Annotated in this window: 24 protein-coding genes; 15 read left to right on the top strand and 9 right to left on the bottom strand. The window is 71.0% G+C overall.

What is annotated here, in order from left to right; all coding sequences use genetic code 11:
* The first annotated feature begins 6 nt into the window (after window positions 1-6).
* Window positions 7-555, top strand: coding sequence for a response regulator (locus KXC43_RS31730; protein ID WP_221379861.1), 549 nt, complete (start codon window positions 7-9; stop codon window positions 553-555).
* Here KXC43_RS31730 and KXC43_RS31725 read toward each other — a convergent pair.
* From KXC43_RS31725 to KXC43_RS31715, 3 genes are read right to left on the bottom strand one after another with little or no spacing between them, the layout of a single operon-like run.
* A complete protein-coding gene (locus KXC43_RS31725; protein WP_221379860.1) occupies window positions 552-899 on the bottom strand; it encodes a thioredoxin family protein in 348 nt (115 codons plus the stop codon). The two genes, KXC43_RS31730 and KXC43_RS31725, sit on opposite strands and share 4 nt — an antisense overlap.
* A complete protein-coding gene (locus KXC43_RS31720; RefSeq protein ID WP_221379859.1) occupies window positions 872-1,261 on the bottom strand; it encodes a MerR family transcriptional regulator in 390 nt (129 codons plus the stop codon). The genes KXC43_RS31725 and KXC43_RS31720 overlap by 28 nt, the downstream gene beginning before the upstream one ends.
* Window positions 1,262-1,321: 60 nt before the next feature.
* Window positions 1,322-1,648 carry an STAS domain-containing protein gene (locus tag KXC43_RS31715; protein ID WP_221379858.1) on the bottom strand — a complete coding sequence of 109 codons (327 nt, stop codon included), beginning with the start codon at window positions 1,646-1,648 and terminating at the stop codon, window positions 1,322-1,324.
* A 146-nt stretch (window positions 1,649-1,794) separates the two neighbouring features.
* On the opposite strand from KXC43_RS31715, the gene hemL reads away from it, so the two are divergent.
* From hemL to ccsB, 6 genes are read left to right on the top strand one after another with little or no spacing between them, the layout of a single operon-like run.
* On the top strand, window positions 1,795-3,141 hold the full coding sequence (gene hemL / locus KXC43_RS31710) for a glutamate-1-semialdehyde 2,1-aminomutase (protein ID WP_221379857.1): 1,347 nt from the start codon (window positions 1,795-1,797) through the stop codon (window positions 3,139-3,141).
* 29 nt (window positions 3,142-3,170) lie between these two features.
* On the top strand, window positions 3,171-3,794 hold the full coding sequence (locus tag KXC43_RS31705; protein WP_221379856.1) for a histidine phosphatase family protein: 624 nt from the start codon (window positions 3,171-3,173) through the stop codon (window positions 3,792-3,794).
* A gap of 2 nt (window positions 3,795-3,796) precedes the next feature.
* Window positions 3,797-4,357 (top strand): TlpA disulfide reductase family protein, encoded by a 561-nt coding sequence (locus tag KXC43_RS31700; protein ID WP_221379855.1) that lies wholly within the window; start codon window positions 3,797-3,799, stop codon window positions 4,355-4,357.
* The gene (locus KXC43_RS31695; RefSeq protein WP_221379854.1) at window positions 4,357-5,172 is read left to right on the top strand and encodes a cytochrome c biogenesis CcdA family protein; all 816 of its coding nucleotides are present in this window, start codon (window positions 4,357-4,359) and stop codon (window positions 5,170-5,172) included. Before KXC43_RS31700 ends, KXC43_RS31695 begins: the two co-directional genes overlap by 1 nt.
* Window positions 5,169-6,791: a cytochrome c biogenesis protein ResB gene (gene resB / locus KXC43_RS31690; RefSeq protein ID WP_221379853.1), complete on the top strand. Its 1,623-nt coding sequence runs from the start codon at window positions 5,169-5,171 to the stop codon at window positions 6,789-6,791. Before KXC43_RS31695 ends, resB begins: the two co-directional genes overlap by 4 nt.
* Complete coding sequence (ccsB, locus tag KXC43_RS31685; protein ID WP_221379852.1) at window positions 6,791-7,774, top strand: c-type cytochrome biogenesis protein CcsB; 984 nt, start codon at window positions 6,791-6,793, stop codon at window positions 7,772-7,774. Before resB ends, ccsB begins: the two co-directional genes overlap by 1 nt.
* A 3-nt stretch (window positions 7,775-7,777) precedes the next feature.
* Here the strand turns inward: ccsB and KXC43_RS31680 are convergent, their stop codons facing one another.
* Window positions 7,778-8,683: a hypothetical protein gene (locus KXC43_RS31680; RefSeq protein WP_308129346.1), complete on the bottom strand. Its 906-nt coding sequence runs from the start codon at window positions 8,681-8,683 to the stop codon at window positions 7,778-7,780.
* Between the two features lie 115 nt (window positions 8,684-8,798).
* Between KXC43_RS31680 and KXC43_RS31675 the strand changes: the two genes are divergently transcribed.
* The 5 genes from KXC43_RS31675 (at window position 8,799) to KXC43_RS31655 (ending at window position 13,539) form a co-directional block, all read left to right on the top strand.
* On the top strand, window positions 8,799-10,259 hold the full coding sequence (locus tag KXC43_RS31675) for a menaquinone biosynthesis decarboxylase (protein WP_221379851.1): 1,461 nt from the start codon (window positions 8,799-8,801) through the stop codon (window positions 10,257-10,259).
* Window positions 10,256-11,152 carry a menaquinone biosynthesis prenyltransferase MqnP gene (gene mqnP, locus KXC43_RS31670; RefSeq protein ID WP_221379850.1) on the top strand — a complete coding sequence of 299 codons (897 nt, stop codon included), beginning with the start codon at window positions 10,256-10,258 and terminating at the stop codon, window positions 11,150-11,152. The genes KXC43_RS31675 and mqnP overlap by 4 nt, the downstream gene beginning before the upstream one ends.
* Before the next feature lie 31 nt (window positions 11,153-11,183).
* Entirely contained in the window at window positions 11,184-11,708 is a 525-nt protein-coding gene (locus KXC43_RS31665) for a SigE family RNA polymerase sigma factor (protein WP_221379849.1), read from the top strand.
* The gene (locus KXC43_RS31660) at window positions 11,695-12,825 is read left to right on the top strand and encodes a hypothetical protein (RefSeq protein ID WP_221379848.1); all 1,131 of its coding nucleotides are present in this window, start codon (window positions 11,695-11,697) and stop codon (window positions 12,823-12,825) included. The genes KXC43_RS31665 and KXC43_RS31660 overlap by 14 nt, the downstream gene beginning before the upstream one ends.
* Window positions 12,826-12,900: 75 nt before the next feature.
* On the top strand, window positions 12,901-13,539 hold the full coding sequence (locus tag KXC43_RS31655; RefSeq protein ID WP_221379847.1) for a UbiX family flavin prenyltransferase: 639 nt from the start codon (window positions 12,901-12,903) through the stop codon (window positions 13,537-13,539).
* Here KXC43_RS31655 and KXC43_RS31650 read toward each other — a convergent pair.
* A complete protein-coding gene (locus KXC43_RS31650) occupies window positions 13,512-13,787 on the bottom strand; it encodes a BldC family transcriptional regulator (RefSeq protein WP_221379846.1) in 276 nt (91 codons plus the stop codon). The genes KXC43_RS31655 and KXC43_RS31650 overlap by 28 nt on opposite strands.
* Before the next feature lie 213 nt (window positions 13,788-14,000).
* Between KXC43_RS31650 and KXC43_RS31645 the strand changes: the two genes are divergently transcribed.
* The gene (locus KXC43_RS31645; RefSeq protein ID WP_221379845.1) at window positions 14,001-14,450 is read left to right on the top strand and encodes an Lrp/AsnC family transcriptional regulator; all 450 of its coding nucleotides are present in this window, start codon (window positions 14,001-14,003) and stop codon (window positions 14,448-14,450) included.
* Between the two features lie 38 nt (window positions 14,451-14,488).
* Here the strand turns inward: KXC43_RS31645 and KXC43_RS31640 are convergent, their stop codons facing one another.
* The 4 genes from KXC43_RS31640 to KXC43_RS31625 all read right to left on the bottom strand — a co-directional run bounded on the left by KXC43_RS31640 (window position 14,489) and on the right by KXC43_RS31625 (window position 21,708).
* Window positions 14,489-15,145, bottom strand: coding sequence for a putative glycolipid-binding domain-containing protein (locus KXC43_RS31640; RefSeq protein WP_221379844.1), 657 nt, complete (start codon window positions 15,143-15,145; stop codon window positions 14,489-14,491).
* Between the two features lie 92 nt (window positions 15,146-15,237).
* Window positions 15,238-17,223, bottom strand: coding sequence for a DEAD/DEAH box helicase (locus KXC43_RS31635; protein ID WP_255645125.1), 1,986 nt, complete (start codon window positions 17,221-17,223; stop codon window positions 15,238-15,240).
* 304 nt (window positions 17,224-17,527) lie between these two features.
* On the bottom strand, window positions 17,528-19,846 hold the full coding sequence (locus KXC43_RS31630; RefSeq protein ID WP_221379843.1) for a hypothetical protein: 2,319 nt from the start codon (window positions 19,844-19,846) through the stop codon (window positions 17,528-17,530).
* A 200-nt stretch (window positions 19,847-20,046) separates the two neighbouring features.
* On the bottom strand, window positions 20,047-21,708 hold the full coding sequence (locus tag KXC43_RS31625) for a C40 family peptidase (protein WP_308129345.1): 1,662 nt from the start codon (window positions 21,706-21,708) through the stop codon (window positions 20,047-20,049).
* A 287-nt stretch (window positions 21,709-21,995) separates the two neighbouring features.
* Here KXC43_RS31625 and KXC43_RS31620 point away from each other — a divergent pair, with 287 nt between their 5' ends.
* Both KXC43_RS31620 and KXC43_RS31615 read left to right on the top strand, forming a co-directional pair.
* Window positions 21,996-22,625: a hypothetical protein gene (locus KXC43_RS31620; RefSeq protein ID WP_221379841.1), complete on the top strand. Its 630-nt coding sequence runs from the start codon at window positions 21,996-21,998 to the stop codon at window positions 22,623-22,625.
* A 26-nt stretch (window positions 22,626-22,651) separates the two neighbouring features.
* Window positions 22,652-23,080, top strand: a complete 429-nt coding sequence (locus KXC43_RS31615) for a hypothetical protein (RefSeq protein ID WP_221379840.1) — start codon at window positions 22,652-22,654, stop codon at window positions 23,078-23,080.
* Window position 23,081 lies beyond the last annotated feature (1 nt).

Here is a 23,081-nt window from a genome sequence, read left to right as displayed (position 1 = left end):
TGGGGTGTGGCCGAGCGCGCGAAGGCCCTGCTGGTCGACGACCGCAAGGACAACCTGCTGGCCCTGGAGGCGATCCTGCAGGGCCTGCCGGTGACCGCGGTCGCCGTCGAGAGCGGCGAGGCCGCGCTGAAGCAGTTGCTCACCGACGACTTCGCGGTGATCCTGCTCGACGCGCAGATGCCCAACATGGACGGCTTCGAGACGGCCGGCCACATCAAGCGGCGGGAACGCACCCGGCACGTGCCGATCCTGTTCCTCACCGCCGCCGACCGCGACGCCCAGCTCGCTCTGCGGGGCTACGCGGTCGGCGCGGTGGATTACCTCACCAAGCCGTTCGACCCGTGGGTGCTGCGGGCCAAGGTCTCCATCTTCGTCGACCTCTGGAACAAGACCCAGCAGCTCAAGTCCCAGGCCGAGGCGAGCCGCGAGCGTGAGGCGCAGTGGCAGCGGCTCACTGACACGGTCGACGAGGCGGCCCGGGTGCTGCGCGGCGGCGGCCACGAGGCCGCCGCCGAGGCGCTGGCCCTGCTGGAAAAGGCCCGCTGGGGAAATTAGACGTTCGCGTACGGCGTGAGCGCGCTCGTAAGAAGCGGCCGGAGCACCGATTTCGGGCGCGCGCCCACCAGTCGTTGCGTCACCACGCCGTTCTGGAAGATCAGCAGCGTCGGCAACGACATGATCCCGTGCGCCCGGGCGGTCTCCGGGTTCTCGTCGGCGTTCAGCGCGGTGATCACCAGCCGGCCGGCGAACTCCGGCTGAAGCTCGGCCAGCGTGCGGGCCATGGGTCCGCAGGGCGGGCACCACTCGGCCCACACGTCGACGGCGACCGGAACATCGGCTTCGGCGAGGAAAGAGCCGATGGTGGCATCGGTCAGGGCTGGCAGGTCTGGGTGTGACATGGCGACTCCCGGTGTGCGACGGCCTCGTCCAACTGGGCGCGCAACTGCTGCCGGAGGTCGGTGAGCTGCCCGATGAAGCCGTCCACTTCGGCCAGCTTGCGGCGCAGCACCAGCACCGAGTCGGGACAGACGTGGCCCGACTCGTTCCCGGCTCGCAGACACGCGACGAAGGGGCGGATGTCTTCCAGGCCGAAGCCGGCCGCGAGCAGCGACCGGATCTCGTGCACCACGCGCAGCTCGGCGTCCTCGTACTGGCGGTAGCCGTTGGCGTCCCGCTCGGCCCGCACGAGTCCGTGCTGCTCGTAGTAGCGCAGGGTCCGCGTGCTCGTTCCGGCCCGCGTCGCCAGCTCCCCGATCAACATTGCGATGTCCCCCTCGTCGTCACCCGACGTTAGGCATTGACACCGGCGTCAAGGCAACCCTCAGGCGGTGCTGCTGATCATGAGGGCGCTGCGGAGGCCGGTGATATCGAGCACTCGCAGCAGGAAGTCGCCCACGTTCGCGAGCGCCAGGACAGAACGGGCATGTTGGGCCTTGCGGCTGAGCACCACGAGCGTGCCGAGCCCCTGGGAATCGCAGAAGGTCACGCCGGCCATGTCGAGCACGATGCGGGCCGGCGGATCGGCCAATGTCTCGTTGACCAGGGTCGACAGGTTCGTGACCGTGAGCACGTCAATTTCCCCGGCGAGGTGGAAGATGACCTCGTCGGGTGCGCGCTCAACCGTGATCGACAGCTCGGGTCGTTCCACCGGGCCAGCCTATCGCCTGTGCGCCTGTTCGGCCTGTTGGGCGCGAGCGTATCGGGGCGTTCCCGACATCGGGGCCGGACGCTTTCGGTCATCCTCGGGTGATGTGAGGAACCCTCTTGAGATTCTTGCCGGACCGCGCTGACACAATGGGAGCCGCTGTGACCACCTCATACCGCCCCGAGGGCCTCCCCTACCCGGAGGACGCCCCGGCATCCCAGGCCCTTTTCGACCGCGCCCAGGCAGTTGTGCCCGGCGGGGTCAATTCACCCGTGCGTGCGTTCCGAGCGGTCGGTGGCACGCCCCGCTTCATGGCCCACGGCGCCGGTCCGTGGCTCACCGACGCCGACGGCCGGCGCTACGTCGACCTGGTCTGCTCGTGGGGCCCGCTCATCCACGGCCACGCCCACCCCGAGGTCATCGCGGCGATCCAGGCGGCCGCGGCCCGGGGCACCAGCTTCGGCACCCCCACGGTGGGCGAGGTCGACCTGGCCGAAGAGATCGTCCGGCGCACGCCGGTCGACGAGGTCCGCCTGGTCAACTCGGGCACCGAGGCCACCATGTCGGCGATCCGTCTCGCCCGCGGGTTCACCGGCCGCACCAAGATCGTGAAGTTCGCCGGCTGCTACCACGGCCACGTCGACGCGCTGCTGGCCGCGGCCGGCTCCGGCGTCGCCACGCTCGGCCTGCCCGATTCGCCCGGTGTCACCGGCGCCGCGGCGAGCGAGACGATCGTTCTGCCCTACAACGACGTGGCCGCCGTCGAAGAGGCGTTCCGTCAGGACGGCGCCGAGATCGCCGCCGTCATCACCGAGGCCGCGGCCGGCAACATGGGCGTGATCGCCCCGCGCGACGGTTTCAACCAGCGGCTGGCCGAGATCGCGCACGCGGCCGGCGCCCTGCTGATCGTCGACGAGGTGATGACCGGCTTCCGCGTCTCGGCCGGCGGCTGGGCCGGGCTCGACCCGGTCGACGCCGACCTGTTCACCTTCGGCAAGGTGATGGGTGGCGGCCTGCCCGCGGCGGCGTTCGGCGGCCGTCGCGCGATCATGTCGCGGCTCGCCCCGGCCGGCCCGGTCTATCAGGCCGGCACGCTGTCCGGCAATCCGCTGGCCTGCGCAGCCGGGCTCGCCTCGCTCAGGCTGGCCGACGACGCGGTATACAAGCGGCTCGACGAGCTGTCCGCGACCGTGGGCGCCCTCGCTGCCGACGCCCTGACCACGGCTGGGGTGCCGCACCGGCTCGCGTACGCGGGAAATATGTTCTCGATCTTCTTCACGGCGACCGAGGTGGTCGACTACGAGTCGGCCAAGACCCAGGACGCGGGCGCGTTCAAAGCCTTCTTTCACGAGATGCTGGCGCGTGGCGTCTATCTGCCGCCGAGCGCCTTCGAGTCCTGGTTCGTCTCGACCGCGATCGACGAGGAAGCGCTGGAACAGATCGCGTCGGCGTTGCCCCATGCGGCACGCGCTGCCGCGGCGGGGGGAGCACAGTGAGCGAACCGACGAGGACCACCGTCCATGTGATGCGGCACGGCGAGGTCTTCAACCCCAACAAGGTGCTGTACGGGCGGCTGCCCGACTTCCACCTGTCCGAGTTGGGCAAGCAGATGGCGGTGGCCGCGGCCGAGTCCCTGGCCAAGCGCGACGTCACGCACGTGGTGGCCAGCCCGCTCGACCGAGCGCAAGAGACCGCCGTGCCGATCGCGGCCGAGTTCGACCTCGAGATCGCCACTGACAGCCGGCTGATCGAGAGCTCCAACTACTTCGAGGGCAAGAAGGTCTCGGTCGGCGACGGCGCGCTGACCAACCCGCGCCACTGGTGGGTGCTGCGCGACCCGATCACCCCCTCGTGGGGCGAGGCCTACCTGGTCATCGCCCAGCGCATGTTCGCGGCGGTGCAGGCCGCGCGGGTGGCCGCCGAGGGGCACGAGGCGGTCTGCGTCTCGCACCAGCTTCCGATCTGGACGCTGCGGCGCTATATAGAGAAGAAGCGTCTGTGGCACGACCCGCGCCGTCGTCAGTGCGGGCTGGCCAGCATCACCTCGTTCCGCTTCGAAGACTCGAAGGTCGTCGGCATCGACTACGCCGAGCCCGCCGCCCACCTGGTGGCCCTCTCCGCGACAGCCAAGACCGCCAAGGGAGCTTGACCATGCGCCGCCTCGCCGCAGTCCTGGCCACCGCCGCCGTCACGGCTGGTGTCCTCGCCGGATGCGGAGGGGACGACGGCAACTGGGCCAAGAAGTGCACCACCACCGACGGTGTGGTCGAATGCGCGCCCGACAAGCGACCCGCGGTCGAACCGATCACCGGGGAACTGCTCGACGGCACGGCGTACGACATGGCCCAGCAGAAGGGCAAGGTCGTCGTCGTCAACTTCTGGGGTTCGTGGTGTGCGCCCTGCCGGGCCGAGGCCGACGACCTCGAGAACACCTATCAGGCCACGAAGGACAAGGGCGTCAGCTTCATCGGCGTCAACTCGCGCGACGACCGGGACGCGGCCCGCGAGTTCGAGCGCGGCCGGGTCACCTACCCGAGCCTCTATGACTTCCCGGGCCAGGTCGGCATCCAGTTCGACGTGACCAATGTCAGCATGCCGGCCACGTTGATCATCGACCGGCAGGGCCGGATCGCGGTCGCGCTGCGTCAGGCGACGACCGAGGCCCAGCTCAAGCCGCTGGTCGAGAAGGTCGCGGCCGAGGGGCAGGGCTGATGGCCGAGACCTTCGCCGACATCGCCAGCGGCGGCCCGCTGCTGCTGGCGATCGCCGTGGCCGCTCTGGCCGGGCTGGTCAGCATCCTGTCGCCGTGCGTCCTGCCGCTGCTGCCCGGCTACCTCTCGTACGTCACCGGCCTGGCCGGCTCCGACCTGGACGACTCCCGGGCCGCCTCGTCCGCCGCCGAGCCGGACGGCGGTGGGGTCACCACCCTGACCCGGCCGCGCACCAGCCACCGGGGGCGGGTGCTGGCCGGCACTAGCCTCTTCGTGCTCGGCTTCGCCGTCGTCTTCACCCTGCTGGCCACCCTGGTCGCCAACCTGGGCTTCCTGCTGCGCCACCAGGACGCGCTCAACATCGGGCTGGGCGTGCTGATCATCGTGCTGGGCCTGGGCTACCTGGGCTGGATCCCCGGCCTGCAGCGCGAGGCCCGGGTCACCAAGCTGCCCGCGGCCGGCCTGCTGGGCGCGCCCATCTTCGGCGCGATCTTCGCCTTCTCGTGGTTGCCGTGCACCGGTCCCACCCTGGCGGCGGTGCTGGCCCTGGCCACCACCAGCGGTGAGACCGACCGGGCGGTCGTGCTCGCTCTCGCGTACAGCCTGGGCCTGGGTCTTCCGTTCATCGCCTTCGGCCTCTTCTTCCGCAAGCTGCTCGGGGTCTTCCGGGTTATTCGCCGCAACAGCCGCTGGGTCACCCGGATCGGCGGCGTGCTGCTGATCCTGGTCGGCATCACACTGGTCACCGGCGGGTGGAACCACTTCCTGGTGTGGCTCAAGGTGACCTTCGACTTCGGCGCCGGGACCCTGCTGTGACCGTCATCGAGGAACGCCCGGCGCCGTCGGCCGCGCCTCCGCCGCGCCGCACCAACGGGCTGTGGGCCCTGCTGCGCAACTCGTGGCGGCAGCTGACCTCCATGCGTACGGCCCTGGTCCTGCTCTTCCTGCTGGCGATCGCGGCCATCCCGGGCTCGGTGTTCCCGCAGCGGGGGGTCAACGCCGAACGGGTCACGCAGTACTACCAGCAGCATCCCGATCTGGCGCCCGTGCTCGAGCGGCTGGGCGGCTTCGAGGTGTACGCCTCGCCCTGGTTCGCCTCGATCTACCTGTTGCTCTTCACGTCGCTGATCGGCTGCGTCGTGCCCCGGCTGATCGACCACGTGCGCGCGTTGCGGATGGCCCCACCGGACGCCCCGAAGCGCCTGGAACGCCTGCCCCAGCACGCCGCGGATCTGACCAGGGCGGATGCGCCGGCCGAGGTCGCTCGGAGCCTCGCCGCCGGTCTGCGCCGCCGCCGGTTCCGCACGAAGGTGCGGGAGCACGAGGACGGCGTCTGGACGGTCTCGGCCGAGAAGGGCTTCCTCAAGGAGACCGGCAACCTGCTGTTCCACTTCTCGCTGCTCGCGGTGCTGATCGGGGTCGGGTTCGGGCACTGGTACGGCTGGCACGCCAACCGGCTGCTCGTCGGCGGCCCCGATCAAGGCTTCTGCAACACGCTCACGCAGTACGACGACTCGACGCTCGGCCCGCGGGTGCACCCGGCCGACCTGCCGAACTTCTGCCTGCGGCTGACCGACTTCGACGCCACCTTCCAGAGCACCGGCCAGCCCAAGACGTTCCTCGCCACCGTGCAGCTCACGCAGGACAACGGCCCCGCCGAGACCCGCAGGTTCACGGTCAACGACCCGTTGCGGCTCGGCGACGCCAACGTCTACCTGCTCGGTCACGGCTACGCCCCGGTCCTGAAGTTCACCGACCGCTACGGCGTAGCCCAGACCAAGGTCGTGCCGTTCCTGCCGATCGACGGCATGCAGACGAGCGAGGGCGTCGCCCAGTTCCCCGACGTCAACATCGACCCCAAGACCGACAAGCGGGACCCGACGCTCCAGATGGGCTTCGAGGGGCGTTACCTGCCGACCTCGCCCACCGACGGCAGCGCGACCTCGGCCTTCCCGGCCGAGAACAACCCGATGCTCTACCTGACCGCCTACCGCGGCGACCTCGGCCTCGACGTCGGCACGCCGGGCTCGGTGTACTCACTCGACCAGGGTCAACTCGCCACCGGCGAGCTCAAGAACGTCAGCGGCACTCGCCCGCACGCGCTCAAGCTCGGCGACACCTGGACGCTGGACGACGGCACCAAGCTCGAGTTCGTCGGCACGCGGGAGTTCGCGACGTTGTCCATCCGGCACGACCCGGCCCAGGGGCTGCTGCTCGTCGGCGCGGTGGTCGGGCTGCTCGGTCTGATGCTCTCGCTGGCCGGCCACCGGCGCCGGGTGTGGTTCCGGGTGCGGCCCGATGCCGACCTGCCGGGTCCGGCCGCGGCCGGCGGCGGTAGCGTGGTGACGGCCGGTGGCCTGCCGCGCACCGACTATCCGGGTTTCCCGGAGGAATTCAAGGCTCTGGTGAAGGCCGCCGAGGAAGGGACGCCCTGATGGCGGAGTTGTCGAATCAGTTGATGGCGGCAGCCGTCCTCGCATATCTGTTCGCGATGGTCTGCTATGCCGGGGAGTACGCGTTCGGCAAGCGCAGCCGCGTCGGCCGTGCTGCCGTCCGGCCGGTCGAGGCGAAGCAGCTCGTCGGCGCGGGCGGTCCGGTGGCTGCCGATCCCCCCGCGGTCGCCGACGACAACCCGGTTCAGCCGGCCCGGCGCGACCGTGGCGAGCTGATCGGGCGCATCGCCGTCGGCATCAACGTCGTCGCCGTGCTGCTGCACCTCGGTGGTCTGGTAACCCGCGGCGTCGCGGCCGACCGCATGCCGTGGGGCAACATGTACGAGTACATCCTGTCGACCACGTTCATCGCGTCGGCGGTGTGGATCGGCGTCGTGCTCGCCCGCCCGGCCGTGCGGCACCTGGGGCTGTTCGCCTCGCTCGCGCTGGTCGTCATGCTCGGCGCGGCCACGATGATCGCGTACACCCCGGTCGGCCCGCTGGTCCCGGCGCTCAACTCGTACTGGTTCATCATCCACGTGTCGACGATCATCATCGGCTCCGGCATCTTCCTGATCGGCGCCGTGCCGGCCGTGATGTATCTGATCCGCAACGGGTACGAAGAGGGCAGGCGCACGTTCCCGTACACGCTGGGCAAGCACGTCCCGGCCGCCGTGACGCTCGAGCGGCTGACCTTCCGCCTGCACGCCTTCGCCTTCCCGCTGTTCACCTTCGGCGCCCTGATCGCGGGCCCGATCTGGGCCGAGGCGTCCTGGGGCCGCTACTGGGGCTGGGACCCGAAAGAGGTCTGGGCATTCATCTCGTGGGTCGTCTACGCCGGTTACCTGCACGCCCGGGCCACGCCCAGCGTCAAGCGCACGGTGGCCACCTGGATCGCGCTGCTCGGCTTCGTGACCATGCTGATGAACCTGTTCGGCGTCAACCTGTTCTTCGAGGGCCTGCACTCGTACGCCAACGCGGGCTGAGCGCTACCGGCCGCAATCGCCGGCCGTCCACGTGTCGTAGCGGGTGAGCCAGTCCAGGCAGAAGCCGCCGTTGAGCCGGCGCTGGGCGGGGTCCGTGCCGGTCAGCGTGGGCACGTCCTCGCGCCACAGGCGGGGCTCCGTGCCGTCGGCCGGGCGCAGCCGCACGTTGTCCACCATGACGGGTGGCACGTCGATCAGGCCCGGCTTGCCCGAGTCGACGTGCACCTCGACGTACTGCTCGATGGTCGCGGTGCGGCCGACGGGCAGCAACTGGGCGGTGAGCAGGTTCCACCGGTCGCCCCACCACAGCCAGGCGCTCCACGTGCCGCTGGCGTCGGAGTGCAGGTCGAGCCAGAGCTTGTCGCCCGGGCGCAGCGTGTACTGACTGTAGAACTGCCACGTCTTGGTGTTGGTGTTGAACGTGTAGATCTGCTGACGGCCGGGCCCGGCCCAGCCCGTCTCGGCCCAGCCGGCCTCCAGCCACGCGATATTGCCGCGGCCCAGGTTCCGCTTGACCATGAAACGGCCGGCCACGAAGTCGTACGAGCGGGGGCGTACGGAGCCGTCCACCACCGACATGCGGCCGGACACCCCGGCCCACTCGCCGCCCGTGTTGGCGCCCAGGTGGTGGTAGCCGCTCGGTGTGAAACCGGCCTGGCCGCGGCGGGCCAGGCGCACGCCCGACTCGAGAATGTGACCTGCGGCACGACACGCGCCCGGGGCGGCCGGGCCGGCCGGGCCGGCAGGCGCGCGTTTCGAGGCCCGGGCGGTGGGGCAGACCGGCAGCCGTTTGGCTTCGACCACCTTCGGAGAACGGTCTTGAACTGCGGAAACGGCGGGGTTCGGACCCACCGGGGCGGCGGCCAGGCCGGCCATCGCGCACCACAGCGCCACTTTGCGGACCTTCACCTGCACCTCGCCGGAACGTCGCGAACAATCGTCCACTCAACGCGAATCGGACAGCGTGAGTGACGGTGATCGCCCGGGCGCGGAACTGTCGGAGGAGTGCGCGAGACTGGTTGTCATGGCGCCTCGTGGATTTCCCTATCAAGATCTCCAGAGCTTCCTCACCGCCCTCGAGGCGGCCGGCGAGCTGCGGCGGGTGACCGTCCCGGTCGACCCGACGCTGGAGGTCAGCGAGGTGGTGACCCGCACTGTGCGTGCCGGCGGCCCGGCTCTGCTGTTCGAGCGGCCCACCCGGGGCTCGATGCCCCTGGCGATCAACCTCTTCGGCACCGAGAAGCGGATGGCCATGGCCCTGGGGGTCGAAAATCTCGACGAGGTGGGCGACCGCATCGGGGGGATGATCAAGCCGGAACTCCCGGTCGGCTGGTCCGGCATCCGCGAGGGCATCGGCAAGGTGCTCCAGCTCAAGTCGCTGCCGCCGCGCAAGGTGAAGTCCGCCCCCTGCCAAGAGGTTGTGCTCAAGGGCGACGAGGTCGATCTCGGCCTGCTGCCCGGCCTGCAGATCTGGCCCGGCGACGGCGGCATCTTCCACAACTTCGGGCTCACCCACACCAAGCACCCCGAGACCGGCAAGCGCAACCTAGGCCTCTATCGCCTGCAGCAGCACTCGAAGAACACGCTCGGCATGCACTGGCAGATCCACAAGGATTCGACGGCCCACCACGCGGTGGCCGAGCGGCTCGGTCAGCGCCTGCCGGTGGCGATCGCGATCGGGTGCGACCCGGTGGTCAGCTATTCCGCGAGCGCCCCGCTGCCCTCCGACATCGACGAATACCTGTTCGCCGGCTTCCTGCGCGGCGAGCGGGTCGAGATGGTCGACTGCGTGACGGTCCCGTTGCAGGTGCCGGCCGAGGCCCAGATCATCCTCGAGGGTTATCTCGAGCCCGGCGAGCGCCTGCCCGAGGGTCCGTTCGGCGATCACACCGGCTTCTACACCCCGGTCGAGCCGTTCCCGGTGCTGCACATCGAATGCATGACCATGCGGAAGAAGCCGATCTACCACTCGATCATCACGTCGAAGCCGCCGCAGGAAGACCACGGCCTCGGCAAGGCCACCGAACGCATCTTCCGGCCGCTGCTCAAGATGATGATCCCCGACATCGTCGACTACGACCTGCCGTCGGCCGGTGTCTTCCACAACTGCGCGATCGTCTCGATCCGCAAGCGGTACCCCAAGCACGCGCAGAAGGTCATGAACGCGATCTGGGGCGCCCACTCGATGGCGTTCACCAAGCTGATCGTGATCGTCGACGAGGACTGCAACGTCCACGACTACAACGAGGTCGCCTTCCGCGCGCTCGGCAACGTCGACTACAGCCGCGACCTGCTGCTCACGGAAGGCCCCGTCGACCACCTCGACCACGCCTCCTACCAGCAGTTCTGGGGTGGGAAGGCGGGCATCGACGCCACCCGTAAGCTGCCTTCCGAGGGCTACTCACGAGGCTGGCCCGAAGAGATGGCGATGTCCCCCGAGGTGATCAGCCTGGTGGAGAAGCGCTGGAAGGAGTACGGCATATGACGGCGGTCGCGGCGGTTCCCGAGAAACCGGGCAAGGTCAAGGCGTTCCTGCGCCTGGTCGCCATCGAGCACTCGGTCTTCGCGCTGCCGTTCGCGTATCTCTCCGCCGCCGTCGCGCTCGACCGGCTCGACTCGGGCGTCCACTGGGTCGACCTGCTGCTGATCACCATCGCCATGGTGTCCGGCCGCACCTTCGCCATGGCCGCCAACCGCATCCTCGACCGCAAGATCGACGCCCTCAACCCGCGTACGCGGAATCGTGAGCTCGTCACCGGCGCGGTCTCGCTGCGAACGGCCTGGACGGGCGCCGTCGTCTCGCTGGTCGTCATGGCGCTCGCGGCCGGCCTGCTCAACTGGCTGTGCCTGGTGCTGTTCCCGCTGGCCGTGGTCCCGCTGGTCGTCTATCCGTACGCGAAGAGGTTCACCAACTTCCCGCACTACGTGCTGGCGCTGGCCCAGGCGGTCGCCCCGGTCGGCGCGTGGCTCGGCATCACCGGCACGTTCGACGGCTCGGGCCCGGCCTGGCTGCTCGGCCTCGCGGTGGGTCTGTGGATCGGCGGCTTCGACATCATCTACGCCTGCCAGGACGTCGAGGTCGACCGCCGGATCGGCGTGCACTCCACCCCGGCCCGGTTCGGCGTGCGCACCGCGCTGCACATCTCGACCGTGACCCACGTAGTGACGTTCGCGCTGTTCGTCTGGTTCGGCCAGGTCGTCGGGCTGGGCTGGCTCTGGTGGATCGGCCTGGCCCTCACCGCGGCCGCCTTCATCTACCAGCACATCGTGGTCACCCCGACCGACCTGTCGAAGGTCAACCGGGCCTTCTTCACGGCCAACGGCTTCGTCGGCATCGCGCTGTTCGTCTTCGCGCTTCTCGACCTCCTCCTGCTGTAACCGTTCGGCCGTCGACGTCCGTCTAACCCCCGTGAGCGACAAAGAGGCCGAGTTCCGCGAGTTCGTCGGCGGGCAGATGGAGGCGCTGCGGGGGCTCGCCTACCTGACGTGCGGCGACTGGCAACTGGCCGAGGACGCTGTGCTGGGCGCTCTGGCCCGCCTCTACGGGAAGTGGGGGCGGGTCGAGAATCCGCAGGCGTACGCCCGCAGCGCCGTCGTGCGTGCGGCCATCGACGAGACGCGAAGACCGTGGTGGCGGCGTGAGCAGTCGCACGGCGACGCGATGCCCGACATCGTCGCGCGCGACGAGATCCTGAACATCGACGACCGGGTGCACCTACGGCAGGCGTTGCTGCGAGTGCCGGTCAAGCATCGGGCGGTGCTCGTGCTGCGCTTCCTGGAAGGACTCAGCGTTCCGCAGACGGCGGCGGCGCTGCGCTGCCCCGAGGGCACGGTCAAGGCGTACACGTCCCGTGGTCTCGACACCCTGCGGCGGATCCTCGGCGCTGACCTCAGCATCGACGAGCGTCTGGAGGCCCGTCATGAAGCTGTCTGACCTGCTGGAGACGGCCCGCGAGGACGCGCCGGCCGCGCGCTACACCGTTGACGACGTCGTGGCGGCCGGCCGCCGGCGCAAGCGGCGGCGGAACACCGGATGGGCCATAGCGGCCCTGCTGGCGGTGTTCGCCGTTATCGGCCTGCCGCAGTTGATCGCCCGGCCCGCGGCTCCGCCGGCCACTCCGCCCCCGCCCAAGGCCGGCCCCTTCGACCTGCTCTTCTCGAGCTACCGGAGCGGAGACCTGCGCGTCGGCGACCCGGAGTGGGTGAGCCTCACCAACCAGCTGGCGTCGATCGGCCGGGAGGTGTCGCCGGGCGTTTACCGGTCCGTCGGCCGGCTCGTTCTCTATCCCGCCGGATCCGTTCCGCAGACTTTCTGGATGTCACATCCGAAGGAGCCCGCCGGAGCCATCAATGGTCACGAAGCCAGCTTCATGCCGCTGGGCCGCAGTGCGCTGATCAAGGCCGACACCTTGCTCACTTGGCGCAACGCCGACGGTTCGATGGTTCTCATGGCATCGTTCGAGAATCGTCTCAGCCGGGAGGAGATGGTGCGGCTGGCCACTGCCTTCCGCACGACCTCACCGCGGCCGGCCCGGCTGCCCTTCGCCATCTCCTGGGTGCCGTCCACCATGCGACTGGTCGCGGTCGACGTCAGCCGGCCCGAAGCCGCCACGGCGTTGGTGACGCCCGATCGGCCCGACATCGGATTCGAGCTCGAACCGCTCTACGAGCAGGCGCAGTTCGTCAGCGCCTGGTCCGAACCGGGCCTGAACTCGGCGCCGCAACCGATCGGCTTGTCGTTTCCGCGGAGCACTCCGGGCAACGCCTCGGCCCCGAGCGGCGGCATCGTGATCGGCGTCCAGCGCAGCTTCGTGTCCGGAACCGGGCCCACGCCGAAATGTGCGCCCTGGTCCGGGCAGCACAACGTGCGGCAATGCGTGGCGGCGCCGGACGCGTCGAGCAACCTCGTGGCCCGGGCCGGTCACGACGTGCCGCAGGCCGACCTCGAGCGAGTGGCCGCGGCGGGCCGGATAGTGGGCACCCCCGGCGATCCCGAAGCTTGGCCGACCGCGCGGGAGTCCTTTCCCGCGTCGGCCTGGGTGGAGCGCTGAACGCGACTGGCCCGGTGACGGAGTCGTTTCCCACTTCGGCGTGGGTGCAGCGGGACCAGCGGGCACACTTGAGGCATGCGTGAACCATGGGTCGTGGGGGTCTCCGGGGCTTCGGGGACGCCCTACGCCCGGGCGGTGTTGTCAGCCCTGCTCGACGCGGGGGAGGCGGTCGACCTCGTTGTTTCCAAGGCGGCCCGGCTGACGATTCTCGACGAGACCGGGTCCACTGTGCGGGACGCGCATTGGAAGGACGACGTCGGCCGATGGCTCGGGCGCGATCTGGGTGACCTGTCCTACTGGGCCGCCGGCGACCTGGCCGCCGGGCCCAGCAGTGGCTCGTACCCGGCCAAGGGCATGATCGTGGTGCCGGCCAGCACGGCCGCGTGCGCGGGCATCGCGATCGGTCTCTCGAAGGACCTGTTGCAGCGGGCGGCCGAGGTGAACCTCAAGGAACGTCGACGCACAGTGATCGTTCCACGCGAGACACCCGTAACGCGCAGTCACCTCGAGCACCTGATCGCGCTGCACGACGCCGGGGCGGTGGTTCTGCCTGCGAGCCCGGGCTTCTATGGCGCCGGGGCGCAGGCCACCGCACAACAGTTGGTCGACTTCGTAGCGGGCAAAGCGCTGGACGCTCTGGGCGTACCCCACACGCTCCTGACCCGGTGGAAGGGTGAATTGAATGCTCAGCGCAACCCGTTGGGCGGTCCGTAACCCAGGCCCGGATTGCTCGGGCCGGCATTACGAGGTCGATTGGCAGCGTCGTCCTCGCGCATTTCCTCGACCACGCCGTCGCCTTCCAGCAACGCGCGGACCTCGGATTCACGGAATCGGCGGTGACCGCCGGGAGTACGAATGCTGCCGATGCGCCCGGCGGCGGCCCAGCGGGTCACCGTTTTCGGGTCGACGCGGAACAGCGCGGCCACCTCGCCTGGTGTGAGCAAGCGATCTCCAGTGTCCACAGCCCCCTCCTCGCGTCGGTCTTTTGGAGCGGCCGTGATCACGGTGAGTGTCGGCGTGCTCGATCGGGACGTAAAGCCATTAGAGCATTGCCCCGGAACCGAGTCCCTGGAATGCGGAAAAAGCCCTAATTGCGACAGTGATCGTTATCCTGCCGCCGTTTACGCTGCTACCGGGCGTGAGTGACGAACTGCCACCCGATTAGGGTCTTCACCATGGACTCCATCGACCTCCGCCTGATCGAGCTGCTACGGGAGAACGCCCGCTCGTCGTACGCCGAGCTCGCGCGCAAGGTGGGGCTGTCCGCGCCGGCCGTGCACGAGCGGGTCGGCAAGCTCGAGGCGGCCGGCACGATCCAGGGCTACCGGGCCGAGGTCGACCACGAGGCGCTGGGCCTGGGCGTCACCGCGCTGATCGGCATCATCGAGGACTCCGGCGCCGACACCGACGACGTGCTGGCCGCCCTGCGCGCGATGCCCGAGGTCGAGAGCTGCTATTTCATGGCCGGAGTGGAGTCGTACCAGCTGACCGTGCGGGTCGGCACGATAGCCGAGCTCGAGCAGCTCATCGTGCGGATCAACCGCACGCCCGGGGTGGCTTCCACGCGTACGGCCATCGCGCTCTCGACCAAGTGGGAGAACCGGCCCCAGCCCCACCTCGGCTGATCAGCCCCGCGCAGCCCCTCAGGGGGCGCCTGCGCCGTTCACGACCCGCGTTTGGGGTGCGGGTCACCAGCCCGCTCGGCCAGGCCCGGATAGTCGATCACGAAGCCGTCCTCGTCGATGGTCAGGTCGGCGCTGAACGTCTCGTTCGCGAAGCGGACCCGGCCCTCGCCCAGCGCGGTGTAGATCTGGTCGGCCTGGACCACCTCGAGACTGGGCAGCAGCACCCAGGCCACGCTGAGCCGGTGCGCGACACCGACGTCGTCGGCCGCGGGCCGGTGCAGCCGGAGGCGCCGGACCGGGAGCGTGTTGGTCAGGGGCGAGCCGGTCAGGTCGACGTCGAACGCGCCGTAGAGCAGATCCGGGTCCTCCAGGCCGGGCAGCCCGGCCCCGGCGTGCCCCGCGGCCGACAGGACAGCATCGAGGTCGCCCTGCTCGGCGGTGGTGGCCCGCCACGTGCCGGCGGCCAGTTCGAGGCGGAGGGAGCGGGCCCAGCCGGCGCCCTCGGTGGCCACGTCGAAGTGCGCGGTGACCCAGCCGGGATCCGTCCGCAGCTCGTAGCGACAGCTGTAGGGAACGGGGTCGACCGCGAGCGCGGTGCCGCGGGCGTAGAGGCCGTTCGTGGCGTCGAGCAGGGTGTGCTCGGAGCCGGGAGTGTCCTTGCGTTGCCAGTACAGGGAAGCGGGCAGCAGCGACATGTCTTCTGTGTACCCGGCCGGGCGGCCCGGGAAAAGCCGGACGCCCGGCACATCGAAGTGCCGGGCGTCACGGATGGTGCTTATGGGGTCGTTCAGTAGCTGCGAGCCGGGCGCGGCGTGCCGAAGCGGCCCGCGGGGCCCTCACGGCGGTCGTTGCGCTGGTTGCTGTCGCGCCGGAAGTTGCCGGCCCGCTCGCCGTTACGGCCGTAGCCGGCCTCGCCGCGCGGGCGGTCGCCGCCGCTGAAGCCACCGCGGTCGCCGCCGCCGCTGTAGCCGCCACGGTCGCCGCCGCCGCTGTAGCCGCCACGGTCGCCGCCGGAACGCTCGCCGAAGCCGCCCCGCTCGGGACGGTCGCCGTACGACCGCTGCGGACGGTCACCACGCGGACGGTCACCGAACGAGCCGCGCTCGCCGGCGGGGCGGTCGCCGTAGGAACGTTGCGGACGGTCACTGCTGGGACGGTCGTCGTGGGACCGCTGCGGACGGTCACCGTACGACCGCTCCGGACGGTCACCACGCGGACGGTCGCCGTACGAGCCGCGGGGACGGTCGCCGTACGACCGCTGCGGACGGTCGCCGAAGCGGCCGCGCGGGCGGTCGCCGCGCTCGCGACGAGGCTCCGGCTCCTCGATTACGGGGACGCCGCTCGGTGCGGAGGCGCCCGTGATCTCGGCCAGCTTCTCGTCGCCCAGGCGCACCCGCGTCTCGGTCGGCGCGACACCGGCCTTCGACATCATGGCCTGGGTGGTGCGGCGCTGCTTGGGCAGGACCAGCGTGACGACCGCGCCGGACTCGCCGGCCCGGGCGGTGCGGCCCGCACGGTGCAGGTAGTCCTTCGGGTCCTTGGGCGGGTCCACGTGCATGACGAGCGAGATGCCGTCGACGTGGATGCCGCGGGCGGCCACGTCCGTCGCCACGAGGACGTTGGTGCGGCCCTCCTTGAACTCGGCGAGCGTGCGGGTGCGGACCCGCTGGGTCTTGCCGCCGTGCAGCGCGCCGGCCCGGACGCCGACCTGCCGCAGCTGCTCCTGGAGCCGGTCGACGCCCATCTGGGTGCGGGCGAAGACGATCGTCTTGCCGGTCCGGTTGGCGATCGACGCGGCGATCGGGAACTTGTCGTGCGGCGGGATCAGCAGCAGGTGGTGATCCATGGTGGACACGCTCGCCTCGGACGGGTCCGTGGAGTGCGTGACCGGGTCGTGCATGAACCGCTTGACCAGCGCGTCGACGTCACCGTCGAGTGTGGCCGAGAACAGCAGCCGCTGCGCGTTCTCAGGGGTCTTGGACAGCAGGTCGGTGACCTCGGGCAGGAAGCCCATGTCGGCCATCTGGTCGGCCTCGTCGAGAACGGTGATCTCGATGTCGTCGAGCTTGCAGGCGCCCCGCTCGATCAGGTCGCCGAGGCGGCCCGGCGTGGCCACCATGACCTCGACGCCGCGGCGCAGAGCGTCCATCTGGCGGTCGTACGGAACCCCGCCGACGGCTGTCTTGAGGAAGACACCGACCGACCGGCCCAGCGGCATCAGCGCGTCGGCGACCTGCATCGCCAGCTCACGCGTCGGCACCAGGATCAGGGCCTTGGGGTGGTGGGGGCGGGCGCGGCCGCCCTGGGCGACGCGGGCCAGCAGCGGCAGGCCGAACGCCAGGGTCTTGCCGGAGCCGGTCTGGCCCCGGCCGAGCACGTCGCGGCCGGCCAGGGCGTCGGGCATCGTCGCTGCCTGGATCTCGAACGGGGTGGTGATGCCCTCACGGCTGAGGACGCGCACCAACTCGGCCGGAACGCCCAGCTCGGCGAAGCTCGGAAGAACAACGGGGGTCTCGACGGTCTCGACAGCCTCGGCGGTCGCCTCGGCAACCTGCGCGGCCTCGGTGGTCGGCTCGACGACCTGTGCGGCCTCGACAACCTGCGTGGCCTCGACAACCTGCGTGGCCTCGGCGGCCGGCTCGGCCGTGGCGGAGGTCTCGTCGGCCGGGGCCTCGATGACCACGGTCTCGGTGGTCTCGACGGCGGGCTGCTCGTCGGTGGAACGGGTTTCGAAGACGGACGGGAACGTGCTGGGATCAGCGAAAGTGGTCAAGAGAACCTCTCTACGGGGGCGCATGCTCGCGAATGGCCCGCCGTGGCTGCTGAGAGCCGACCGCTGAAATGCCCGCAAGAACGCCCGTGGCGTGCCAGGGGGGCACGCCGCTCAATAACTGTCATAAGTGTACGGCTCAACGTTTGGTTCGCCGACCGCATTCCGCGCTGGTAGTGGGCAGGCTCACCCCTGACCTGGCGCACGCGGACCGCACGGAAACGAGCCCGGCGCACAAACCATGCCAGCGTAGGTCGTGATCGGCTCTACGCCAAATCCGGGAACCGGCCGGGCCGATCGCCCCAGGTCAAGAGAATACGCCGCCGATCCAGTCGCTGAACGAGCTGCCGGCGGTCAGCAGGAACACGATGCTGACCGTCACCAGCAGGCCCAACACCACCAGCATGGCCACCGCGACCTTGAGGTTGCCGCGGCGCCGGTCGATGACCTCGTCCCGCCAGCCCTGGGCCAGGATGTGTCCGGTTAACGACCCGGAATTCTCCACCGCGTTGGTCGAGACCGGCATCGTGGCGTCGATCGTCTCGTAGCCGCCGGTGCCGTACACCGTGCCCGGCTGCATCCGTTGCTGCGGGACTGCCATCGTCGGCTCGGGGTCGAAACCTGGCGGGTAAGCCGGGACGTCGTCGCTGACCCGAGTGGCCGACTCCGTGGGTACGACCTGTGTCGGCTCGGCCGGCGGCCCGAACGTCTTCGGCGCGGCCTGCGTCGGCTGAGCCGGCGCACCGAACGTCTTCGGCGCGGCCTGTGTCGGCTCAGCGGGCGAGCCGAACGTCTTCGGCGTGGCCTGTGCCGGCTCGGCCGGCGAGCCGAACGTCTTCGGCATGGCCTGTGTCGGCTCGGCCGGCGGATCCGGGGAACCGAACGGCTGAGGTGATCTCGATCCGAACGGCGCCTGGTTTTCGTGCGGCTCGCCGACCCCGAACGGGGTGGTGGCGGGCGTGGGGCGGCTCGAGGTGGACGGCGGCACGGTGTACGAGGGCAGGCCGGTGCCGCCCGTCGCGATCATCGGCGGCGGCGGGACGACCGGCTGCGGTGGGCCGGGCACGGGGCTCGGACCGGGCGGCGGCGGAGTGGGGCTCGGGCCGGGGCCGGGCGGCACCGGGGACGGGCCTGGGCTCGGCGGCACCGGCGAGGGACCCGGACCGGGAGGTGTGGGCGAGGGGCCGGGGCCGGGCGGGATCGGGCCGGGCGGCGTGGGGCTGGGCGACGGGACCGGCGCGGGGCCGGGCGTCGGCGCAGGCGTCGGGTCGGGAGTCGGAGTCGGGAACGGGCCCGGGGTGGGCGCCGGGAAAGGACCGGGTGTCGGCGGGGCCGGGACCGGATCCGGCTCGGGGCGGCCGGGCGGCGGCGTCGGCTTGGGTGGCTGGGGGCGCGACGGCGGCGGCGTCGGCTTGGGCGGCTGAGGGCGCGACGGCGGCGGCGAGGGCACGGGAGCGGGACGCTCGGGCTCCGGGCGGCCGGGCTCGGGATCGGCCGGGTCGCTGGGCTCGGTTGTCTTCGGAGCTGCGACCCGGGCCCGCGCCACCACTGACCGGCTCTCTTGACCCGGCGCGGGTGGCGCGGAGGCCGGGGCAGAAGTGGGGGCGGGAGGCCCGGAGGCCGAGGCCGAGGTGGGGGCGGGAGGTGCGGAGGCCGGAGTCGGCGGGGCCGAGGTGGGGGCGGGCGGCGTGGAGGCCACGATGGGCGCGGACGGAGCTGCGGAGACGGGGGCCGAGGCGGAGACCGTCGAGGTCACGACCTTGGCGCCGGACGCGCTGCTGCTGCCGTAGACCTTGGCCTCGCCGGTGCCCCAGCCGGTCGCGCGAACAGCGTCGGCCGACTCGGGGTTGATCGACCCGGGCACGCTGGCGCGGGCGGCGCCAGTGCCGAGGGTCGTCGGCAGGCGCCGGCTGGCGCCGTCGACCCGCTCGGGAAAGAACTCGGAAGCGGCCGGGCTGGTCGGCCGGGCCGACCCGACAGCTCTGCCGTCGCTGCCGGACTTGCCGCTGCCGCGAGACGGGCCGTCGGTCTCAAACTTGCCGCTGCCGCTGCCGCTGCCGCTGCCGCTGCCGCTGCCGCTGCCGCTGCCGGACGGGCCGTTGGTCTCGGACTTGCCGTTGCCGCGGGACGGGCTCTCGGTGCCGGACGCGCTGTCGGTGCTGGGCGTGCCGTTGCCGCGGGACGGGCTCTCGGTGCCGGACGCGCTGTCGGTGTCGGACGTGCCGCTACCGCGGGACGAGCCAGCGGTGCCGAACGCGCCGTCGCTGCCGGACTTGCCGTTGCCGCGGGAGGAGCCGGCGACGTCGGACTCGGCGCCACTGCCGGAGACGCTCGTGCCGGCGGGACTGGCGGAGCCGCTGGTGCCGGCGGGGTTGCTCATGCCGGCGGAGCCGCTCGTCCGGGTGGAGCTGCTGGTACCGCCGGAGCCATTAGTGCCGGCGGGGCTGCTGGAACCGGTGGAGCTGCTGCCGCTGCCTGCGCTCTGGCCCGGCTTCTTGGCGGCCCACAGGGCACCCGGCGCGGGCGGCGGGGGAGGGGCATACCCGTCCTGATCGCCGACCACCGGCGTCCCCGCAGCGGGCGGCTTCTTGCCGTCGCCGTCCGAGTTCGCCTGCCGCTCGTCCATGGAACCTCCCGACCGCCGCATGCCGACGGATTCGGTCGCCGGGCGCTGCCCATAACCGTGCCATATCCGCGCGCGTCAGCACACCCGGCATCAACCGGACCATGCCCCCGGCCGGGCGTTGAGCACCGGAAAGGCAAATTTCGAGCACCTCGTGGCGGACGCCGGCCCGTACACGGAGCCCGAAGCGGACACCCCGCGCCTCAGGACCCCGAAGAGGACGCCGGGGCCGAACCCTGGGACGACTCGGTGGCGTTGGCCGAGCTGGTCGTGCGGGTCGGGGTCGAGGCCGAGCTGCGGGTCGGGGTCGAGGCCGAGCTGGACTGACCGCCGGAGCTCGAGCCGCCCGACGGGCTTTCCGAGTCGCCGCCACCCGCGGGCGGCGCCGTGGTCGCCGGCGGGTTCGTGTTCGGCGGGTTGGTCGTCGGGTCGGGGTCGGGCGCCTTCGTGGTCGTCGGCGGCGTCGACGGGGTGGTCGGCGGGGTCGACGGGGTCGTGGGTGGCGTCGACGGGGTGGTCGGCGGCGTGGACGGGGTCGTGGGTGGCGTCGACGGGGTGGTCGGCGGCGTGGACGGAGTCTTGGGCGGCGTCGACGGCGTCTTGGGCGGTGTCGACGGCGTCTTGGGCGGTGTCGACGGGCCGGTCGGCGGCGTGGTGCTGGTCGGCGGGGTCGTCGGCGTCGGGTTGTCCGGCGTCGTCGGCGGATCGGGATCGGGATCGCCGAGCTCGGGGCCGGGCACGATGCCCTCGATCGAGCCGAAGACGCGGGTGGCCTGGAACAGCCGGGACCAGCGGACCGGGGTCAGCCGCACGTTGAGGCCGGTGCGCGGGGCCTCGACCATCATGCCGTTGCCGGCGTACATCGCGACGTGGTGGATGCCCCGCCAGCTGTTGGTGTGGCTGAAGAAGAGCAGGTCGCCCGGGAGCAGCGAGTAACGCGACACGACCCTTTGGCGGGTCTGCCAGTACTGGTCGCGCGAGACGCGGTTGAGCTGGAAGCCCACCGACCGGTAGGCCGCCCACATGAGACCGGAGCAGTCGTACTCGTCGGGGCCTTCCTCGGACCAGACGTACGGGTCGCCGCGCTGGGCCAGCGCGAAGTTGAGCGCCCCGATGGCCTTGGCGTCGGCGCCGCGACCAGCCTCGGGACCGGCCAGGTAGCCCGAGCCGAGTGCGCTGTCGACGCCGGCCTGGCTCGCCTCGGCGGCGGCCAGCGCGTCGGCGTTGGCCAGCTCGAGGGCCTGCTGTGCGGTCTGCTTGCGGGTCAGCTGGGTCTGAAGGGTCTTGTAGGCCGCGGCGAACTCGGTCTGGCGCTCGGTGCTCAGCGCCTGTTCGTCGAGCGCGAGCTGCGCGGTGACCTGGGCCAGTTCGATCTGGCGGGCGATGGCCTGGGCGGTGCCCTGGCCACGCTGCAGACGGGCCAGCTCGTCGAGGCTGTTGACCCCGCCGGCGCCACCGGGTGGCAGGCCGGCGGCGTCGATCACGGCCTGGGCTGCGGCGTCAGCCGCGGCCGCCTGCGCCTGCTGAAGGTTGACCGAAGCCTGTTCGTACTTAAGGCGGGCAGCCTCAGCCTGGGCCTTGGCCAGGTCACGATCCTGCTCGGCCTGGATCAGCTTGTCGCCCATGCCCGCGATCTCGTTGCGACCCTTCTCGATCCGCTGGAGGGCCGGGTTGGTGGCGGCGCCGGGCAGCGACGTGATCGTGCTCGTGGTGGGCGCCTTCTGGCCGGGGAGGGTCAGGGTGCCGAGCGCTGCCGGGCGGGAGCCGACATCGGGCACGGCCAGATTGAATGTGTCCTGCGGGGCGGTGGCCGGGTCGGCCAGGGCGGGAACGGGCTGGAACAGGGCGGCAATGGTGGCAGCCACGGCGGAGAACGCAACGGGGCGCCACCATGGGCGTACGTTGCGTGATCGCCGGACACCGACTCTTGCTGTCGCCATGTGCTCCCCGTCCCGTCGCGACGCTTCGCGCCGCGTGCCGTCCCCCTAAAGACTTACATCAAAGCTCGCATGCCTGTCGATTGATCCCAGGTGAAAGAAGGCTGGGAATCCGGCGAACGGCACCACGCGGGCACCCGCCGGACACCGGCGCCCGGCGGTTCGAGGGAGGGGAGAAGTACTCTCGACGGCAGTTGTCGAGAGGGGCGCACCAGATGGATGCCGGGTTGAAGCGTGAGCTGGAGGCCAAGGTCTATGCCGGCGAGCGGCTGAACCGGGCCGACGGCGAGGCCCTCTACGCCTGCGACGACCTGGCCTGGCTCGGCCGCCTGGCCCACCACCGGCGCACCCAGCTCAACGGCGACCGGGTGACCTTCAACGCCGGCCCGCCGTCCGAGGTTGCCGCCATGATCTACGGCCGTCTCGAGAGTGCGGGCGACCGCGTCGATCACGTGCTGCGGCTGCGCGACCAGCAGGACGCGACGGGCGACGTGCCGGCCTTCGCCCCGGTGCGGCACCAGCCCGAGGGCGAGGCCAGGGCGGCGGCGCCGACCGAGACGCTGAAGACGTTCGCCGTGTCCCGCCTGCTGCTCGACAACGTGCGCCACGTGACGTGTTCCTGGGCCACCCACGACCTGCCGATCGCCCAGCTCACACTCAACTTCGGCGCCGACGACCTCGACGGCCCCGAGGGGTCCGCCGACCGCGACGAGTTGCTCACTCTCATCTGGGACGCGGGCTTCCGGCCGGTCGAGCGCGACGCCCGCCACGAGGTCGTGACCGAGCACGAGCCGGCGCCCTCCCTGGCCCTGCGGCGCAGCGAACCGCAGCAGGTCTGGGCCTGAGCCGGGCGCGTACCCTGCAAGGTGTCATGACCGACACGAAAAGCACCCGCCGCCCACGCCGGGACGCCAGCGGACGCCTGGCGACCATCGGCGACCTCGTCGGCACCGCGCTGGCCGGGCTGGTGACCGGAGCCGTCCTGCTGTTGATCCTCGAGGCGATCCTGTCGCTGACCCGGGTCTCCGAGTTCGGAAACACCAGCGGCTGGCTCGCGATCATCCTGCCGGTGTGGCTGTTCGTCGAAGAGTTCCGGGCCGAGGGCTACGGCGCCTCGCGCGTTGTGGTCGCTCTGCTCGGCGCCGGCTTCGCGGTGACCGCCGGCATGACGATCGCCGGCTTGGCCGCCACCCAGTTCCCGACGCTGGTCAGCGGTCTGTTCGGCGCGGCCGCCTTTACTGTGGTCTATTGCCTGATCTGGTTCTACGGTCTGCGGTGGCTCAGTCACCGCGTGGGCTGAC

It is taken from the genome of Paractinoplanes polyasparticus (genome assembly GCF_019710575.1).
Classification (GTDB): Bacteria; Actinomycetota; Actinomycetes; order Mycobacteriales; family Micromonosporaceae; genus Actinoplanes; species Actinoplanes polyasparticus.
The sequence above is the reverse complement of the archived record's forward strand: the minus strand, read 5'-3'. Positions and strand labels throughout refer to the sequence as shown.

Excerpts from the sequence above, each read along its gene's own strand:
- KXC43_RS31630 (WP_221379843.1), bottom strand. The coding sequence starts at position 19,846 with ATGGACGAGCGGCAGGCGAACTCGGACGGCGACGGCAAGAAGCCGCCC.
- KXC43_RS31725 (WP_221379860.1), bottom strand. The coding sequence starts at position 899 with ATGTCACACCCAGACCTGCCAGCCCTGACCGATGCCACCATCGGCTCT.
- KXC43_RS31660 (WP_221379848.1), top strand. The coding sequence starts at position 11,695 with ATGAAGCTGTCTGACCTGCTGGAGACGGCCCGCGAGGACGCGCCGGCC.
- KXC43_RS31615 (WP_221379840.1), top strand. The coding sequence starts at position 22,652 with ATGACCGACACGAAAAGCACCCGCCGCCCACGCCGGGACGCCAGCGGA.
- KXC43_RS31705 (WP_221379856.1), top strand. The coding sequence starts at position 3,171 with ATGCGGCACGGCGAGGTCTTCAACCCCAACAAGGTGCTGTACGGGCGG.
- KXC43_RS31720 (WP_221379859.1), bottom strand. The coding sequence starts at position 1,261 with ATGTTGATCGGGGAGCTGGCGACGCGGGCCGGAACGAGCACGCGGACC.
- hemL (WP_221379857.1), top strand. The coding sequence starts at position 1,795 with ATGGGAGCCGCTGTGACCACCTCATACCGCCCCGAGGGCCTCCCCTAC.
- KXC43_RS31640 (WP_221379844.1), bottom strand. The coding sequence starts at position 15,145 with ATGTCGCTGCTGCCCGCTTCCCTGTACTGGCAACGCAAGGACACTCCC.
- ccsB (WP_221379852.1), top strand. The coding sequence starts at position 6,791 with ATGGCGGAGTTGTCGAATCAGTTGATGGCGGCAGCCGTCCTCGCATAT.
- KXC43_RS31675 (WP_221379851.1), top strand. The coding sequence starts at position 8,799 with ATGGCGCCTCGTGGATTTCCCTATCAAGATCTCCAGAGCTTCCTCACC.
- KXC43_RS31700 (WP_221379855.1), top strand. The coding sequence starts at position 3,797 with ATGCGCCGCCTCGCCGCAGTCCTGGCCACCGCCGCCGTCACGGCTGGT.
- KXC43_RS31620 (WP_221379841.1), top strand. The coding sequence starts at position 21,996 with ATGGATGCCGGGTTGAAGCGTGAGCTGGAGGCCAAGGTCTATGCCGGC.
- KXC43_RS31645 (WP_221379845.1), top strand. The coding sequence starts at position 14,001 with ATGGACTCCATCGACCTCCGCCTGATCGAGCTGCTACGGGAGAACGCC.
- KXC43_RS31695 (WP_221379854.1), top strand. The coding sequence starts at position 4,357 with ATGGCCGAGACCTTCGCCGACATCGCCAGCGGCGGCCCGCTGCTGCTG.
- mqnP (WP_221379850.1), top strand. The coding sequence starts at position 10,256 with ATGACGGCGGTCGCGGCGGTTCCCGAGAAACCGGGCAAGGTCAAGGCG.
- KXC43_RS31655 (WP_221379847.1), top strand. The coding sequence starts at position 12,901 with ATGCGTGAACCATGGGTCGTGGGGGTCTCCGGGGCTTCGGGGACGCCC.